This window comes from Streptomyces sp. NPDC111606, assembly GCF_055656945.1.
This window is the reverse complement of the sequence record NZ_JBVKBY010000020.1, coordinates 56,394-73,687: the sequence shown is the minus strand read 5'-3', so window position 1 is coordinate 73,687 and position 17,294 is coordinate 56,394. Positions and strand designations below refer to the sequence as shown.

General features: G+C 68.8%; 12 protein-coding genes and 1 pseudogene. 8 read left to right on the top strand and 5 right to left on the bottom strand.

What is annotated here, in order from left to right; genetic code table 11:
• The 3 genes and pseudogenes from ACZ7M7_RS42665 to ACZ7M7_RS42655 all read right to left on the bottom strand — a co-directional run.
• A partial coding sequence (locus tag ACZ7M7_RS42665) for a transposase (RefSeq protein ID WP_472126982.1) occupies positions 1–199 on the bottom strand: 199 nt, incomplete at its 3' end.
• A gap of 141 nt (positions 200–340) precedes the next feature.
• Positions 341–1,021, bottom strand: a complete 681-nt coding sequence (locus ACZ7M7_RS42660; protein ID WP_472126978.1) for a hypothetical protein — start codon at positions 1,019–1,021, stop codon at positions 341–343.
• A 776-nt stretch (positions 1,022–1,797) separates the two neighbouring features.
• Positions 1,798–2,028: pseudogene (locus ACZ7M7_RS42655) on the bottom strand (transposase); the annotation flags it as partial.
• A gap of 375 nt (positions 2,029–2,403) precedes the next feature.
• Between ACZ7M7_RS42655 and ACZ7M7_RS42650 the strand changes: the two are divergent.
• Together ACZ7M7_RS42650 and ACZ7M7_RS42645 are read left to right on the top strand one after the other, a co-directional pair.
• A complete protein-coding gene (locus ACZ7M7_RS42650) occupies positions 2,404–3,117 on the top strand; it encodes a DUF1275 family protein (RefSeq protein ID WP_472126975.1) in 714 nt (237 codons plus the stop codon).
• A gap of 169 nt (positions 3,118–3,286) precedes the next feature.
• Positions 3,287–4,084, top strand: a complete 798-nt coding sequence (locus ACZ7M7_RS42645; protein ID WP_472126999.1) for a nucleotidyltransferase domain-containing protein — start codon at positions 3,287–3,289, stop codon at positions 4,082–4,084.
• Positions 4,085–4,409: 325 nt separating this feature from the next.
• Here the strand turns inward: ACZ7M7_RS42645 and ACZ7M7_RS42640 are convergent, their stop codons facing one another.
• The gene (locus ACZ7M7_RS42640; RefSeq protein ID WP_472126972.1) at positions 4,410–4,742 is read right to left on the bottom strand and encodes a hypothetical protein; all 333 of its coding nucleotides are present in this window, start codon (positions 4,740–4,742) and stop codon (positions 4,410–4,412) included.
• A 710-nt stretch (positions 4,743–5,452) separates the two neighbouring features.
• Between ACZ7M7_RS42640 and ACZ7M7_RS42635 the strand changes: the two genes are divergently transcribed.
• Positions 5,453–6,103: a uridine kinase family protein gene (locus ACZ7M7_RS42635; RefSeq protein ID WP_472126969.1), complete on the top strand. Its 651-nt coding sequence runs from the start codon at positions 5,453–5,455 to the stop codon at positions 6,101–6,103.
• 913 nt (positions 6,104–7,016) lie between these two features.
• Here ACZ7M7_RS42635 and ACZ7M7_RS42630 read toward each other — a convergent pair.
• Positions 7,017–8,357 carry a ferredoxin reductase family protein gene (locus ACZ7M7_RS42630; RefSeq protein ID WP_472126966.1) on the bottom strand — a complete coding sequence of 447 codons (1,341 nt, stop codon included), beginning with the start codon at positions 8,355–8,357 and terminating at the stop codon, positions 7,017–7,019.
• 1,045 nt (positions 8,358–9,402) lie between these two features.
• On the opposite strand from ACZ7M7_RS42630, the gene ACZ7M7_RS42625 reads away from it, so the two are divergent.
• From ACZ7M7_RS42625 to ACZ7M7_RS42605, 5 genes are read left to right on the top strand one after another with little or no spacing between them, the layout of a single operon-like run.
• Positions 9,403–11,217, top strand: a complete 1,815-nt coding sequence (locus ACZ7M7_RS42625; protein ID WP_472126963.1) for a TniQ family protein — start codon at positions 9,403–9,405, stop codon at positions 11,215–11,217.
• 29 nt (positions 11,218–11,246) lie between these two features.
• A complete protein-coding gene (locus tag ACZ7M7_RS42620; protein ID WP_472126960.1) occupies positions 11,247–11,981 on the top strand; it encodes a TnsA-like heteromeric transposase endonuclease subunit in 735 nt (244 codons plus the stop codon).
• The gene (locus tag ACZ7M7_RS42615) at positions 11,978–14,068 is read left to right on the top strand and encodes a Mu transposase C-terminal domain-containing protein (RefSeq protein WP_472126957.1); all 2,091 of its coding nucleotides are present in this window, start codon (positions 11,978–11,980) and stop codon (positions 14,066–14,068) included. Before ACZ7M7_RS42620 ends, ACZ7M7_RS42615 begins: the two co-directional genes overlap by 4 nt.
• Positions 14,069–14,091: 23 nt before the next feature.
• The gene (locus ACZ7M7_RS42610) at positions 14,092–15,204 is read left to right on the top strand and encodes a TniB family NTP-binding protein (RefSeq protein WP_472126954.1); all 1,113 of its coding nucleotides are present in this window, start codon (positions 14,092–14,094) and stop codon (positions 15,202–15,204) included.
• Between the two features lie 56 nt (positions 15,205–15,260).
• Positions 15,261–17,036 (top strand): TniQ family protein, encoded by a 1,776-nt coding sequence (locus ACZ7M7_RS42605; protein WP_472126951.1) that lies wholly within the window; start codon positions 15,261–15,263, stop codon positions 17,034–17,036.
• Positions 17,037–17,294: the final 258 nt, after the last annotated feature.

Sequence of the window (17,294 nt, the reverse complement as noted above, 5' to 3'; positions counted from 1 at the left end):
TCACTCCGCTGCAGCCGACCTGTTCAGCCGGAACATCCCGCCAGCTCACGCTCTTGCACAGCACGTAAACGATGCCTCTCAGCGCAGCGCGGTCATCCGCCGGCAACCGCCCGGGATGCCGATGCCGTCTGGGCGGACGAGCAGGTAACAGCGGAGCCACTCGTTCCCACAGGTCATCAGGCACAAGCTCAGCGGACACATGACAGATCCTGCCGACACAACACCCAACTGCCAAGCCCCACAGCGAACTTCATTCTGAAACGATCAGTTATGGTCCATGACTTGCGCGACGTGATCCACAAGAGAAGCCCTGGACCGCCCGTCATGCTGCCCGGATTGTTCATGCTCCTATGCGCAGCCAGGTGTTGCCTGCGCGGAGCCAGAGGAAACCGTCGCGGCCTTGGCCGCAGCGCATGACGACTCGGCCGGGCGCTCGTAGCCGACGGCGGCTGGTTACTGTCCAGGTGGTGCCGTTCAGCTCGGCGCGTATGAGTTCAACGGATCGCTTGTTGTGGTTACGGCGGGTAAGTACTGCCCTGTTGTCGCGGACCGCGATTCCGTCCGGGGCGGGGACGGGGCTGGGGTAGCTGGCGACGTCGCCGGTGGACGGCGTGATCCGTGTCAGGAAGGTGCCGCCTCTGCTGCTGCCGGAGTACCAGACGAGCCATACCTGTCCGTTCTCGGTCGCGGCGGTGCAGCCTTCCAGCGGGTGGTCGGGCAGCCGACCCTCGGGAGCCCAGGAGATCCGGCCCTGGGCGTCCCAGCCTGCGAGGCCCGCTCCTGACTCGGGGTGCCCGCCGTAGATGCCCTCATCACCATGAGCCGTCCAGATGCGTCCGTGGGCGTCGGTGACCAAGGCGACAATGTCGTCACCGACGCAGAACTCGGCCTCAGGTGTTCCGGACGGGGAGAACACCACCGCGTTGGACGCCCAGGACCCCTCGGTCTCGCTGCGGAACGTACGCCCGCTCACCAGCAGGAATCGGGAATCCGGAAGCAGGGCCAAATGACTGGGCCGCATCCGAATGTCCTCCACCAGGATGCGTCGCTCCTCCTGTCCCGTAACGGTGACAAGCTCACCCGTGAACGGGAGTTCCGGTCCCCACCCGATCCACCCCTTGGCATAGGGGGAGCGATTCAGATATCGCCGGTGGACCAGTAGGACTGCGAGCTCACCGGCAGGTCCGATGCTCCACCAAAGGGCGCGGTGCCCCCGCATCGCATCAGCAGTGGGAAGCCGCCACACGCCGTGTATCGCGTCATCGGAAACAGCAGCCAGGGGGCGGAGATTCATTGGCAGTCGCCTTTAGGACTCCGGAGCCAAGCAGCCCGAAGAGCATTACCTTACCGGTCCTCATCACCCTGACTGAGCCTCAGGCTGACGTCATGCCAGCCGACTGTTCCGGTGCAGGGCGAGCGCAGCCGGCCAAGCACCGACCGACGGCCCGCCACACCCTGCTCAGCCGGGGCATGGCCGGGAGTAGAGACTCTCGCCGTCCCCTGCGCACGCTCCAGTACTCGCACCTGCAACGCCGCCGCCTGAGGGGGACTCACCGAGGCCGGTCAGCGGCGCTGGACGGCATGAACTCCAAAGCCGTAAGCCATAGTCCCGAGAGCGAGGACGACCTGGGCCCACGCCAGCGGGGAGTGCGGCGTCACGGTTCCGCCTGACTACAGGGTGGCTACGGAGCGAGTGCTGAGCGGGGCCGTGATGGTCGGCCCGCTGGGCACTCGGATCACCACTGAGCGTCCAGAGGGTTCGACCGTATGATCTTTCCCCTACTCGTCGCTTTGCCTGGCGACGGCGAGTACGTAGCCGATCTCGCGTCTCTCCAGCTCGGTTTGCAGGTGCGGGTTCCCTCCTTAGATCTCGTCGCCGGCCACCCAGGACTCGAGGGCCCCGGCGTCCAGGGCTCGGCCGACCATGCCTGCGGCGAGGGCGGGTTTCGTGGCGAAGGCGACGCCATCGGGGATCCCGACCGCACGGCAGCGGGCTGTGTCCGCAGTCCAGGAACGCGGCAGATACAGGACGTGCAACCGGGACCTGCTGGAGCTGGTCGAGAGGCTGTCGGCGGGGGCGCCTGCGGGGCGGATGGCGGCGGCGTAGGAGATTGGGCGCAGGCGGCGAGTGCCCAATCACCAGCGGTTTCGGTCGGGAGACGGCGCAGCAGCCTCTGGAGTGGGGGACAGTGAGGTATCGAGGGCTTCACCGAGGCGACCGCGCACGACGCTGCGGCCTTCGGTATCGAGTCACCATCGTGGAGCCCGCCGGTACCGACGTCCGCCGATCTCTAAGCGAAAGTGCAGTCCGGGCCCGTGTGCTGTTCCGGGCCCGGCAAAGCGGCGGAGTTACGATGGCTGACCTTGAGTGACCGCCTTGAGCGATGAGCCTCCGGGGGAGCTGTGGACCAGCAGGCGCAGTCGAGGGCCCGCAGCCATGGACGATCTCTGCGCATCGCCGTGGTGCTGCTGGTCGCCGCGTCCGGTGCAGTGGAAGCCGTTTCTTTCCTTGCACTCGACAAGGTCTTCGCAGGAGTCATGACCAGTAACCTCGCCCTGCTCGGCATGGCCGTAGGCCGGGCCGAGGCCGCGGGCGTGAAGGCGGCAGCGCTGGCACTCGCGGGCTTCGCCGCCGGCGTACTGGTCGTCGCAGTGTTTACCCGCCATTGCACCGCCCGCACCACCCGCTGGCCCCGGCGGGTCATGCTCGTCCTCGGCGTCGACGTGCTTCTGCTCGCTGTCGGCGCGCTGTTCTGGGGGCTGACCGGTGGCGCGCCCGGCGAGAGAGCACGAGATGTCCTGCAGTGCGGAGCTGCACTGGTCATGGGCTCGCAGTCTGCCGCGATGGTCGCCGCCGGCCACGCTGCCGCGTCCACCACATACCTGACGGGCACTCTGGCCACCTTCATCACCAAGGGCGTCAAAACCGGCCGACCGGGCATCTGGGTCCCGCTGCGCTTCGTCGGGCTCATTGCGGGCGCCGCCCTCTCCGCCGTCCTGCTGAAGCATGCCCCAGCGTGGGGCGCGTTCCCACCGGTCGTCCTCGTCCTGGCCGCGATCGCCACAGCTTGTCTTTCCCTCTTCGGGCCTCGGCCTGCCACCAACGACGTGTCCTGAAGCCCCGGCCAGCACCCGTCCCACTCGAATGCCCACGCTTGGTTTCCCGCCCGGCCGGATCAGGTCGTTGTTGCACATGTACTTGCGCTGAGGCTGAGGGCTCCTGGTAATTCGGTCGCAGGAGGTGGCGTGGTTCTGCAGAATCCGGGTTGTGGATCGCTTGGTGGAGATCGCGGATCGGTTGACCGCCGCCAGTGGCGTTGTCGGAGTCTGTTTGGGAGGAAGCCGGGCGAGGGGCACGCATCGTCCTGACTCCGACTACGATCTGGGCCTGTACTACCGGCCGCCCCTCGACACTGATGCCCTGCGCCTGCTCGCCGCCGAGCTGACCGGCGAGCCCGTCGACGTGACTGAGCCGGGTGGCTGGGGGCCGTGGGTCGACGGCGGCGCCTGGCTGACCATCAACGGTCACCACGTGGACTGGATCTACCGAGATCTGGACCGGGTGCATCGGATCTGGCGGCAGTGCCAGGAGGGGCAGTTCGAGGTAGGCGTCCAGCCCGGCCACCCACTGGGGTTCTATTCCCACGCCTACGTCGGTGAGGTGGCCCTTGGACGCATCCTCGCTGATCCGAGCGGTGAACTGCAGACCCTGCACCGGCAGACTCACAGCTATCCCCAACTGCTACGCGAAGCGCTCATCACCAACGCGCGCTGGGAGACGCCGTTCGTCCTGGCTGGCGCCCGTAAGGGTGCGGCTCACGGCGACGCCTTCTATGTCGCAGGTTGCCTCTTCCGCGCGATTGGGCTTCTCACGCAGGCGCTCCATGCTCAGGCCAGGTGTTGGGTGCTCAACGAGAAGGGGATGGTTCGGGCCGCGGGAGAACTTGCCGTCGAACCAGCCGATTTCGCCGAGCGGGCCCACGAACTGTTCTCCGCGCTCGGCAATACCCCGGACACGCTCACCGCCGCCCTCGATGACGCCGATCGACTGGCTGCCGAGGTATGTGAACAGCTCGAGTTCTGACCACGGCCGTGGCCTGCGACAGAACCAGGCCTCCAACTGGAGACGCTGGATGCGGTCATGGAACGTCGCGGGTGTCGGCCCTGCGTAACCCGTCCAGGAGCCGCAGGCCTTCATTTGATCCATGTTGCACTTAACGCAAATCCGCTCCCAGGGGCCCGGTGAACGACTGGGGCACCGACGCCCCGCCTGGGCGAGGGCCCCGCATGTGCGGACCCTCGCCTGCCTCGGCCGCGTGCGCGTCAGCCTCGATCACCCCTTTCCGGGGGCACCCCGTATCCGGTGCCGTTCGCGGCTGCGGCGTGCGGGAACGGTGGATCGCTGGAACTCAGCCTGTGTACTCGGCGAGTTCGTCGGCGAGGGACGGGTCGGGGCGGGGGACGCTGCCGTAGTCATCGGCGGTTGCCGATTCGAGGCAGTACACGGCGTCGGTGCTCTTGAGGTGCTCCAGCGCCCAGTGCGCAGACAGTCCGCTGTGGGCCGGGGAGCGGAAATCCAGCATCTGGCGGGAGGTAGGCGTGACGTTCGGGCCTTCCGCGCTGGCGAGAGTCACAGCCTGGCGCTGCCCAAAGGACGCCATCTTCGTCTCGCTGTAGTGAGCGTGGTGCAGGTGCAGGCAGTAGGCCGCCGTCGGCACACCGCCCCTGTGGCGAACTGCCACCAAAACTGGGCCCCTTCGTGCCGAACTGCGCGGCATCTGCCGCGATGAGGCGCACCGCTACCAGCAACAGCACCACGTCGCCTATGCTCCAGCGTATAGCCGAGCCCGCCCTCACCTCAGGTACGACAAGCCAGGGCGGGCGTGCCTGGAGAACGTCCGCTACGTCTGAAACCAGCACACTGCATCCCGGCCCGGAGCGTTCAGCCTGTGGAGCAGGAGCATTCAGGTGCTTGCGCGCCCCTCTTCAACTCCACACGCCTCCCGTGTGGTTAAGGTGCGATCCGACGTACGTTCCATGTAGGGGAGGGGAGGGGAGGGGAGGGGAGGGGAGGGGAGGGGAGGGGAGGGGAGGGGAGGGGAGGAGGTAGCTCTTGTCCACGGCGCTTGAGTCCGCCGCGCGACACACCCGCAGCAGACCCCACACTCAACGACTCCAGCCACAGCCACGACACGCCGAGCACCCTCAGGCCGCGGACCGACGCCGGCTGACCAGACAAGAACCCGCACACGGACGTACACAAGACGGGTGCTCGTCCCCCGCCACAGCCCACACCCCCGAAAAAAAGCCCAGTAGACACCGGCGAAATCGAGGAAGGACCCCGCCCCCCCGCCACCAACCGGTCGAGGTCTCAGTCGCTGATCTGGGAACGCAGGAAGCGAGCCGACCTCGCGGCTGGAAGAGTGTCCTCACCTCCGGAGACAGGTTGTCGATGCGTCTTCATTCTGGCGAGACCGAGGCTGTTGGCTGGCGAGTGGTGGCCGTGCTGGACGCCGTCCGGCAGCTGCGTGATGCATCACCCGATGTCACTGGACGTCCGCGGGTGATCGGGATCGACGGCCGTGGCGGCACCGGCAAGACGACCCTGGCCGAGCGTCTACGCAAGGTGGTGCCCAACTCTGCCATCGTGCACACCGACGACATCGCCTGGAACCACGCCTACTTCGACTGGGGCACCGTACTCGCCGAGAACATCCTGCAACCCATGCACCGAGGTGAGGCGGTGGACTTCCGCCCTGCTGCCTGGACCACCCACGACCGGCCCGGATCGATCATCATCCCCGCCGGCGCCGACTTCATCTGGGTCGAGGGCACCGGCATCATCCGCGAGGAACTCGCCGCGTGGCTGGACGCCTTGGTGTGGATGCAGGGTGACCTCGATGAGCAAGAGCGCCTATTGGCCGTCCGCGACGGTGACTCCCCCGAGCAGCGAGAGCACGTGGCGAATTGGCTGCTGGAAGAGCTGCCGTTCATGCTGCGAGAACAGCCGTGGGCCCGAGCAACCATGATCGTCGGCGGCCCTGCGCAGATCGACCACGACCCGGACACCGAGCTGGTCATCGCCCCGCCGATCAGCCGTTAGACCGGGGGACGCAGATGTAATGCCATCTCGATAGCAGCCATATACCTCAGCTGTTCTCCGAGTCCGCCCCGCTTGCCGCAGCGCAGCTGACCGCAGGTCTGGTGGGCTGGTGGCGAGAGGGACGCCCCGCGGATCCGAGCTCCACGTCGTCAGCCGGTCGGGCAGCGCCGCCCTCCTCCGGGGATACATGAACAGGTGCCGGAGAGGGTCCTCGTGGACGCGACCGGAGCGGATGCGGAGGAGGTCTTCCGGCGCACGCTCTCCCTCGTCGGGTGCCCGACTTCCGGATGACAACCGCACGGCTGGCGTCGTGCCGCCGGTCGACCCGCCGGCGAGAAGCTCGTGCTGATCACGAAGGCCTGGCGAGGGGGACGCACCCGTAGGTCCTCCCAGCCTGTTCGGGTTCACAACTCTGTTCCTGGGCGTCTTGCTCGCCGCGGTGCCGGGGTGATCCGCGATTCGGGTCCACAAGGACAGGCCGACGGCAACAGAGTCCCCGCAGTCCCGGGCGCTGGCCCGCGGCGAAGCCGAGGACGAACCACTTTGAACGCGGTCCGGGGTTCGGCCCTGCAACACCGGCATCGGAGGATGAAGCCGCCTCAGGAGTTCTGCCTGGCACGGCACACGTCGACCACGGCCGTCTCCTGGGGGCAGCGGGGCCGCAGGCGTACGTCGCTTTGCATCGCGGTATCAACCGAGCTCTACGGCGTAGGCGGCGCCGGGGAACTCCCCCGACGTCGCGTTCGCCGGTGTCCGCAGCGCCGGAGAGCCTCGCTCTATGAGGTGCAGCACCGGTCAGCAAGGAGGGGTGGCACCGCACCTGCTGGAGCGCGACGCCCGCCAGGAAGGGCCTGTGCCCGCCCCCCCCACGTGTTGCCCGAGGTGGGGCGTGGACGTTGGGCCGACTACCGAGTCAGGCCAGGCCGAACCGCTCGGCGTGCACCTGTCGCGCGGGGACCCGCAACTCTCGCAGTCCGCCGAGCACAGCCCTGGTCATGGCCGGCGGCCCGCAGACGTACACGTCGCGTTGGGTGATGTCGGGGACCAGCCGGTACAAGCTGCTCGGGTCGAACGGCGGGACGCCGCCCTCACCCGTCCTGCCGGTGAGCAGCTGCAACCTTCCGCCCCGTAGCGCGACCAGGTGACGCACCTCGTCGAGCAGCACGGCATCGGCCTCGCTACGTACCCGGTACAGGACGACGACGTCTCCGGTCGTCTGCTCCTCGAGCATGGCCCGCACGGGCGTGATACCCACACCGCCGGCGATCAGCAGCACGCCGGGGCGGGACCGGTGCAACGAGGTGAACGCACCGTACGGGCCCTCGACGAAGGCGCGGCTGCCGACCGGGACGTCCCGCAGGCCCGCGCTGGCGATGCCCGCCGCCTTCGCCGTGAGGCGCAGTCCCTGGCCGCCGGGCGCCGCCGACAGGGAGAAGGGGTTGGCCAGCCACCAGTGGTTGTGCCCGGGGAACCGCCAGATGCAGAACTGGCCGGCTCGGGCGGGGAGTCTGTCGAGGTGTCGGCCGGTGACGTACACCGAGACCACGTTGTCCGACTCGGGCACGACGGCCGCGACGCGGAACTGGTGGTAGGCGTTGCGCCACAGCGGCACGGCCAGGCGCCCGGTCAGCAGCGCGCCGAAGGCGAACAGCCACAGGATCCACCAGTAGGCCGTGGCGAACGCGGAGGACGTGAACGTCGTCGTCTCCTGCAGCTGGTGGACGAACGCCAGGCCCAGGGCCACGTAGAGCAGCAGGTGCAGGCCGTGCCAGACCTCGTACTGCAGCCGGCGCCGCAGGCCCCGGGTGGAGATCACGGCGATCACGAGGATGATCGCCACTGCGAGCATGCCCAGCAGAGAGGCCGGCACCCCGCTGAGCGCGACGAACGTCTTCCCCATGGACGCGTCGTCGAGAGTCGCGTAGCCGAGCACCACCAAAGTGGCGTGCGTGAGGACGGTCCACAGCAAGGTGAAGCCGACCCAGCGATGCCACACCGTGAGCCGGTCCATTCCGATGCGGCGGTCCAGCCACGGCAGCCGGGCCACCAGCAGCAGCTGGAACAGCATCAGCAGGGCCGCGTGCAGGCCGAAGAACTTGGCGACCGTGAGCACCTCGTTCTTGCCCGACCCGGCGCTGACGAACAGCGCCTCGACGATCACCACATTGACGATGACGAACGTCCACATCGCCCAGCGCGCCGCGTCAACCGGAAGCATGGTGCCTGTACGCACCGTGTTACTCGCCGCCGTCATGGTTGCCTCTCATCCCCCCATGGCCGCAGTACTCACGACCTGTGTGCACAAACCCCATGAAGACCGAGGAATTCGACCAAATGCGCACCTCGATCGGGTAAGGATACGGCGCGTGGGCCCGATCCGTTCATGCCGGAACCCTTCCAATCCGACCGCCATTTGTGCGTTCGGCAGCTGAGGCTCTCCCTGGTCAGGGCAGACCCCGCTCGTGCAGAGTCGAGCGCCGGGTCCCGGGCGGCCCTGTTGCCCCTGACTCCAGCCACTGGGTTGCTCCTTGACCCCGATGCGCCCTGAATATTGACCGCGGCATGGACCTGAACCCAGGGACCTCGCCGCCGCGTTGGCAACGCCTCAGTCGGCACCGACAGGCGCGCGACCGCCATTGGCCTGCCTGCGTCTCCTGATCGCCGAAGCACCCGTTTTGGCCTGCGCCTGGCCTTCACCGTCGGCCGCGCCAAGGCCGGCTACGTGCACTCCTTCGGCAGCCGCACCGACTTACCCGGCATCCGCCGCGGGGGTCATCCAACGCGTCACCGCACCGAGGAATGCTCCTACGGCTCAGCCCGGACCGCCGACTTCGCCCGCCGCATCGATACTGTTGAACAGCAGAAAAGAGTTCAGCAGCGCAGTAAAGAGTTCAGCATGTAGTTCAGTAGCGCAGTGAACTGTTCAGCGTCATACGGTACATCAATGGACGTTTCGACCTGCTCAGGCTGTCACGGTCCCGTTCCCGTGTTGTCGGCGCTGTCGCCAAGCGAACTGTTGAGCGGTAGTCGAAACTGCGGTGCGCAGTAAAGAGTTCAGCCACGCAGTGAACCGTTCAGCAGTGCCGCACGGGCGGGAATCATCCGATCGAGTCTGCTGTGTCGATCGGTTGCACGAACAATCGGACGGCTGTTGCCTCAGGTGCAGCCGATCGGTGTACTTCGCGGGCCGGGTAGCGGTTGGACGGCGTGGCGGCTGGCACCTTCGCGCCCATGCATCCCTCACCCGAATCTCCAACCTGGAGCGGAAGTCCTGCTGTCCCTGAGCAGCGACGCTTGTCGTGTGTCCGGCCGGACAGCTCCTCCTCCGCCTGCCGCTGGGGAGGCGGAGCGTGACGCGATCGGCCGCCGTGTCCCGGGCCCGTCGCCTGCCGGCGGTGCCCCGCCCAGTACGGGGCGAGGCGTTCGCTTCCTGGGTGGATCGCGTCGCCGATGTACTTCAGGTACCGCCGGGTGTGGCAGCTCGTGCTCTGGGGTTGGAGTGCACGCAGTGGGCTTCGTCCACGCGCCCTCTCTTTTTCGGCGTCACGCTCACCCCGGCCAGCCTCGGCGGGTTGCGGGATGCGACGGGGCTGCGGGCAGCGGAGCTGCGGCAGATGCAGTTGGAGCGCTACTCGGGGACCGTACTGGACCTGTCCGGTGTGGAGTTGGGCCGGGAGGCGTCGCTGACGCTTGTGGCCGCGCGGGAATGGATGATGCCGACCTGGAGCAGGGCCTGCCCGCTGTGTCTCGCCCAGGAGTGGGTGTGGCCGTTGTGGTGGCGTCTGGGCATCGCGGCGGTCTGCCCGGTGCACCGGTGTCTGCTGGTGGATGTGTGCCCGCGGTGTGGTGTGCGGCTGCTGCGGGGGAATGAGCGTGGTCCGCGTGGGTTGCTGACCCGTCCGCCACTGCCGGCAGCGGGGGAATGTGTCAATCGGCCGCCGTTCGGTCCGAGGGGGCGTGCGGGTCTGTGCCGCCTGCGGTTGGCCGACATACCTACCCGGGTGGTCCCCGGGTCTTTGGTGGATGTTCAGTGCCGGGTGCTGGCTGTTGCGGAGGGCGCGTCGGCCTCGGTGGGCGGCGAGCGGGTGGGGGTGGCTGACTGGTTCGCTGCCTTGCGCTATGTGACCGCGCTGGCCAGGCTTGCTGCCACTGGTGACGATGTCGCTGACCTGCCCGGTTTCGTGGCCGAGGCGTTCCTTGATGACCAGCGGCGGCGGGCGGGCCGGCCGCGCGGTGGCGGCGGCAGCGAGCTCGCGGCGATGCCCGCGTCCGCGGCCCGGGCCCTGGCAGTGCTCGCGCTCGCCGACCGGGTGCTCAGTGTCTCCGGCGCGGACTCTGGCTCTTCGTTGGGTGCTTGGGTCGAGCGGGCGACCGCGCAGCGTCGCGTGGTGGGCGGTGGCGACCCGCTGCGGCGGTTGCCTCGGCCTGCTGTTGTGGACCGTATGACGGCCGCCGTCACCCCGCGGACGTCCCGGGTGGCCGGGGCCCTGCGGACTGTTGCGGCGCCAGGGCTTGAAGTCCGGCACATCCCGCATCTGGCCGACCCGGGTGACTACCGGGAGCTGATGGCGAGACATCTGCCCGGCACGGCCGAGGTGTCAGGGAGGCGTCTGACGGCTCTGGCGCTCGCCCGGCTGGCAGGGGCCGGTAGCTGGAGGGAGGCCGCGGTTGCGCTGGAGATGGATGCGTGCCGGGCAGCACGCGCGAGCAACACCCTGGTCCAGCGGATCGCCGACCCTGAGGGGTTCTGGGCAGATGTGCGGACGGTGATGGGCCGGTTACACAAACGCGGGTTGGTGAACTACGCTGCCCGCCGGGCCGCGTTCGGTGATCTGCGAGAGATCCCCCACCGCGCCCTGGCCCCCATCTTTCACCCGCTGGGACGGGATGTGACGTGGCAGCGGCAGCGGCATGCCGCTGCGTGGGTGTGGCAGTACTTCACCGCCGGCGACGTGCGCGAAGCACCTGCCTACGCCCTGGGCTGGGAGGACTGCACCAGTACCGCGTCGGTGCGCGAGGGATGGCGCCGTTTTCACACCAACCTGCTCGTCGAGACCGAACAGGCCCTGGTCGCCTGGGGGATGAGCCGTCTCGCCCGGAGAGGAAGCGCATGACCTTACGGAGTCCGCGTACCTTGCGGCCCGTGCGGGCTGCCCGCGACCGTGTCCATCTGCTCTACCTCGACCCGGACAGGCAAGAACACCGGGTGGCGGCCGCGGCCGCGGGCGAGGTGTGTTTCGAGGACGCACTGCCGGCCCGGACGTTCTCCTCCTACGCCGGCCAGTGGCACACCCCGGGGAAATACTGGGCGGCCAGCACCGACCGCGTGCTGGGGTATGAGTCCTTCCTGGAGTCGAAGTGGATGAAGCTGTTGGACTTCGACGCCGACGTGGCCGCATTCTCCGCCCAGCCCTTCCTGATCGAGGGTGAGGACGAGGCGGGCCTGTGGGTGCACACCCCCGACCTTTTCGTGCGTCGACGCGATGGTTCGGCACTGGTGGTGGACGTGAAGCACGACGATCGCATCCACGCCCCCGCCGTGGTGCAGCAAGCCCGACGGACCGAGGAACTGTGCGAGCGGATCGGCTGGGACTACGCCATGGTGGGCGAGCCAGCCGCATTGCGCTGGGCCACCGTCGCGTGGCTCGCCGGATACCGCCGCCCCCTGCGGGCCGGCAAACCCCTGGCCGACCCGCTGCTCCAGCTCGCCCGCAGTCCCATGGCCATCGGGCAACTGGTGAGCTTCCAGCCGGTCCCCGAGCTGGCCCGGGCGGTGGTCTACCACCTGATGTGGCACCACAATCTGGTCTTCGATGCGACCCGCCCGTTGCGCGACCACACCACCGTGCGCACCGCCTGCCGTGAGGGTGAGGCATGAGCAGTCACCGTCTCGCGGCCACCGACTGGATCGAGTTCGAGGACGAGCTGCATCAGGTGGCCGGGCTGGACGGCCTCACGGTGCGGCTGCGCTCAGAGACCGGCCGGATGCAGACCATCATGCTCGCCGTCCTCCTGGCGGACGACAGCTTCCGCGCGGCCGTCGAACCACCGCCTCGGACCCTGGATGGGGACGGGTCGGGGCTGGATCCAGCCGGTGTGCTGGATGGCCTTGATGAGAACGCCAAGAAGGCCGCCCTGGCGCTGGAAGGGCACCTGCTGGAGGCCGTGACGGGCTATCGCTCCGGCGACCCCCTCACCGCGGAGCCGGACGAGCCCCGCGCGCCCTACGATCCGGCCCTGCCGCAGCGAACCCGCATCCACTCCAAGGCCGAGGAACTGGGGGTCTCGGACCGGTGGCTGTGGAAGCTGTGGGCCCGGCGCACGGAGCAGGGCCTGTGGGGGCTGGTGGACAAGCGCAAGGCCCGCATCCGCAACCCGCTGCGCAATCTCGATCCGCGGGTGATCCAGGCGATCAGGGACCAGGCCGCAGCCGAGCGCGCCGACAGCACCGCGACGATCGGCAGCCGCTTCTTCCGCCGCACCCAGAACCGCCTGAACGCTGAACACGGCGCCGGCACGGTGCCGCTGCCCGGCCGGGACACCTTCCGTCGCGCTGTCGCCCACCTGCTGGACACCTCTCCGGCCGCCCCCGCCTATCAGCGGGCCTCGGCGGCCAACCAGCCCGACCGGCCGTTCGGCAACGTGCTCGCCACCCGGCCCGGCGAGGTCGTCATGCTGGACACCACCCCGCTCGATGTCCTGGCCTTCGACCCCGGCAGCGGCGGCACGATCAGTGTGGAACTCACCGTCGCCCTCGATGTCGCCACCCGCTCCCTGCTGGCCTGGCGGCTGACCCCGCTGGGTACCAAAGCCATCGACATCGGCCTGCTGCTGGCGGACACCATGACGCCGGAACTCATGCGGCCCGGCTGGGACGACGCGCTGCGCTACCAGATGCTCCGCATCCCGGCCGAGCGGCTGATCAGTGTCGATGAGCGCCTGACACAGGCGGCCGCCCGGCCCGTGATCTATCCCGAGACGCTGCTGTACGACCACGGCAAGCCCTACAAGTCCGACGTCGTCGAGCGCGCGTGCGCGCGCTGGAAGATCGATCTGCAGGACGCCCGCAAGCTGCAGCCCACAGACAAGCCGCACGTGGAGCGGCTGTTTCTGACCATCCGCCAGCAGTACTCCGAGCACGTCGCCGGCTACAAGGGCTTCAACGTCGCCCACCGCGGCCGCACCGTCGAGGATCAGGCCCGCTGGAGCATCGACGAGCTGGCCGAGTTCTTCGCCGAGTACGTCATCGCCGTCTACCAGCGCAAGCATCACCGCGGGCTGACCCTGCACGGCTTTCCCGACCTGAACGTCTCACCGAACGAGGCGTACGCCATGGCGCTGGGATCGGCCGGCTACGTGGACTGCCCGCGCGAGGCAAACATGTACTTCGAGCTGCTGCCGATCGCGGGCCGCGTCATCCACCCCTACGGCGTCGAACTGAACCACCTCACCTACAACGCGGACATCCTCTACCAGTACCGCAAGGCCAAGTCGCCCTACCCTGACCAGCTGTGGCCGATCCGCTATGACCCCAGGAACCTCCTGCACGCCTACTTCCTGGACCCGGCCGACGGCCACTGGCACGTCCTGCGCTGGACACACGCGCTGGCCGAGCACCAGCCGTTCACCGACATCACGCTGCGCGAAGCCAAACGCCTCATCGCCCTGCGCGAGCGGGCCCCGCAGGACCAAGACGAGGTGGCCCGGGCCCTCACCGAACTCCAGAACCGCACCGATGCCCCGGAAACCTGGACACGCACCGACCGCAAACGCCACACCCGCGACCAGCACCGCGCCGCTGCCCAGGCCCGCGACATCGACCGCGGAGAGGCCCCGGTGGATGACCACCCGCCCCTTGCAGTCGTTCCCGCCCCGTCCGAGCCGGCGGAGGAAAGCGGCGGCTGGGGCGAGATCGATCTGAGCAGTATCGAGGCCGCCCAGGTCTTTGACCCCGACGCCCCGTGAACAAAGCTGAGGACCCTGCCTTGTTGAGCACTTTCCGTCACCCCGGCCTGGCCGAACCCCGCACCAAGGAGGAATGGCGCTGCTACCGCGACAGCCGGCCACCCGAGCGTCCCGTCATGCCCTCCTACCAGCAGTACCTGCGGATGACCGAGGAGGAACGGGAGGACTTCAACGACGAACGCGACGCCTTCCACAGCGCCTTGGTCATCGTCGACACCGCGCAGGTCAGGCGCCTGCACTACCTGATGAAACGTCGGGTGAAGGCCAACGCGCGCCGCGCCGCGGGCGCCCGCGCCGGCATCGTGTTGGACGGGCCCCCTACGGTGGGAAAGTCCACGATGGTCAAGCTGTTCGCCGCCCGGCACGAGATCCGGCTGCGCCGCCAGCACCCCGAGCGGTTTGAGGACCGCTACGAGTCCGGCGGGTTGCTCATCGACTACACCCCGGTGGTCTACCTGAGTATCCCGGCCCGGGCGACGCCGAAGGATCTGTCAGTGTTGCTGGCCGACTACCTGGGCATGGTGCTGGCCCGCGGTGCCACCCAGACCGACATCACCAACCAGGTGCTGAGCGTGCTGGCGGACGTCGGCACCGAGCTGGTGATCATCGACGATGTGCACTTCCTGGATCTCTCCGCGAAGGAGGGCCGCGTCGTCAACGACCATCTGAAATACATCGCGAACAAGACCGCGGCGACCTTCGTCTACACCGGCGTCGATCTGAAGAAGTCCGGGCTGTTCCTCGAGGGCCAGGCGTCCTCGCGCGCCACCCAGACCTCGGGACGCAATACCCGGCATGCGGTGACGAAGTTCGGCGCCAGCACCGATGCGGACAAGACCGAGTGGGCTCAGACCGTCATGGCCCTCGAGGGCGGTCTCGTGCTGTTCCGCCACAAGCCCGGCCAGCTGGTGAAGCTCTGCGCGTATCTGTATGACCGCACCGACGGCAGTATCTGCGCGCTGACCGACCTGCTCCGCGAGTCCGCGATCGAGGCCGTCATGAGCGAAGAGGAAGCCATCACCCGCAAGCTCATGGACCGCATCGAGATCAGCGAGTACGCCGAAGCCACGTACCAGAGCCTGGTGAACCGGCGCCGCAAGAGCGCCCCGGCCCGGTCGAAGAAGGCGGCGGGCTGACGATGGCCACGCGTTCGGGGAAGCGCAGTGCCGTCTCACCCCGGTCATCCGGTGCCGTGCTTGGCCGCGGGCCCGGGACGGTGAAGGAGTTGCGGCGGCTCCCGGCGGTGCCGGTCCCCGCCGGCGGCGAGGCGTTCGCCTCCTGGGTGGACCGCACCGCCGTGGCCATGGGCCTTTCCCCGGGCCTGGCCGCACGGGCGCTGGGCCTTGAATACCGCACCAATGAGCGCGTGCCCGCCCTGTTCGGCATCCTCCTCACCCCCGCCAGCGCCGACGGCCTGCGCAAGACCACCGGGCTCAGCGCAGACGCCGTACAGACGATGCACCTGTCCCGCTACGACGGGACCCTCCTCAACTTCGACGCCCTCCACCCCGCCTACGACAAGCCCCTGGAACACGCCCTCGGCCAGCAGTGGCTCCAGCTGACCGGCAGCCGCGCCTGCCCGCACTGCCTCGCGCGAAGCGACGTGTGGCCGCTGTGGTGGCGCCTGGGCATCGCCGCCGTCTGCCCCGACCACCGCTGTCTGCTGATCGACACCTGCCCCGCCTGCGGCATCGCCCTGCGACGCGGCGCGAAGAACACGCCAGGCACCCTCCTCAGGCGCACCCACGCGACGCTGGACCTGCGCGAATGCGGCAATCGCCAGCCCAATCCCGGCAGGCCCCGGAACCCGACCGTGTGCCGGCAGCCAATCGCGGACACTCCCACTCTCCCGGTCCCGGAAGCTCTGGTTGCCATCCAGCAGCGTGCGCTCGCCATCGCCGACGGGGCCGCAGCGCAGCTGGTGGGCCGGCCGGTCACCGGTGCGGACTGGTTCGCCGCCCTGCGGTTCATTGCCGCGATGGCCCGGCTGGTCGTTCACGACGATGAACTCGCGCCCCTCCCCGATTTCGCGGCGCACGCCCTGGCGGTGGTGCGCGATGCCCGGCACGCCCGCCGGGAGAAGTTCGCTCGCGGCGGCGTCCCCGACCCGGGAGCGGTGCCGGCCACGGCCGCCGAGGCCGCCGCCGTCCTCGCCCTCGCGGCCCCCATCCTGGACGCCCCCGACCGCAACTCGGGCCCGCCGTACCTCGTGACCTGGGCGAGCAGACTCGCCGAGGACCGGGTGGCCAGGTACCACAAGTTTGACCCGCTGCGGCATCTGCCGCGTCCGATGGTCATGGACGAGATGATGGCGGCCACGATCCCGCCGCACCGCCGCCACGTCGCCGATGATGCAGTGCCGGCCTCCACCCTGACGTTCCGACACATTCCCCAACGCCTCGACCCGGGCGACTACGAGGAGTTCCTGGCGGCGCACCTGCCCGGCGCCCGCGTCAACAACGGCCGGTACACCGCCTCCTTGGCGCTGGCCCGCCACGCCGGGGCCGAAACGTGGGCACAGGCCTCCCATGCGCTCGGTCTACCAGCACGGTCGCGGAAGACGTACGCACGCATCCTCCAACGCACCCCGGAACCAGAGGCATTCTGGGAGGCAGTCCGGGCCCTGGCAGACCGGATGACCGATCGCGGCCTCATCGACTACCAGGCCCGTCGCACGGCGCTCTCCAGCCTGCGCGAAGTACCCGGCCGCGCCCTGGCCCCGATCCTCAAGCCGACGGGACAGTCCCTGACCTGGCAGCGGCGGCGGCACGCCGCCGGCTGGCTGTGGGAACACCTCACCGGCGGGCAGGCGGCCGACGCCCCCACCTACGCCGAAGGCTGGGACGGCATCAAAGCGGCCTCCGTCACTCACGCACGCGCGCGATTTCACGCAGAACTCCCGCAAGAAGCGGCAGACGCACTGCTCTCCTGGGGACGGCAGTGGCTCGCCTCCGGCGGCATCCGATGACACACCGATCCTCGGCATGTCGACGGCAGGGCGGCGCACCGCTGTGAACCAGGGCATCCGGTGCGGCCGGGCAGGCACCGGGCACTGGACTGGGCTTGTCCCTCTCGTTTCAGAATGAGTTGAGCTGGGGGTCTTGTGCTTCACCTGCCGGGCGCTGGGCGGGGACTGCTCCAGCTGGATACGGCCGGGTGCGTCACGTCGTTCAGGGGGGCGGTTCGGGGCGAGCACCTGGAGTCCGACGCATGATCGAAGCCCCGG

What these genes read in the sequence shown, in the direction of transcription:
- ACZ7M7_RS42660 (WP_472126978.1), bottom strand. Translation starts at nt 1,021, where the DNA reads ATGCGGCCCAGTCATTTGGCCCTGCTTCCGGATTCCCGATTCCTGCTG.
- ACZ7M7_RS42635 (WP_472126969.1), top strand. Translation starts at nt 5,453, where the DNA reads ATGCGTCTTCATTCTGGCGAGACCGAGGCTGTTGGCTGGCGAGTGGTG.
- ACZ7M7_RS42630 (WP_472126966.1), bottom strand. Translation starts at nt 8,357, where the DNA reads ATGACGGCGGCGAGTAACACGGTGCGTACAGGCACCATGCTTCCGGTT.
- ACZ7M7_RS42615 (WP_472126957.1), top strand. Translation starts at nt 11,978, where the DNA reads ATGAGCAGTCACCGTCTCGCGGCCACCGACTGGATCGAGTTCGAGGAC.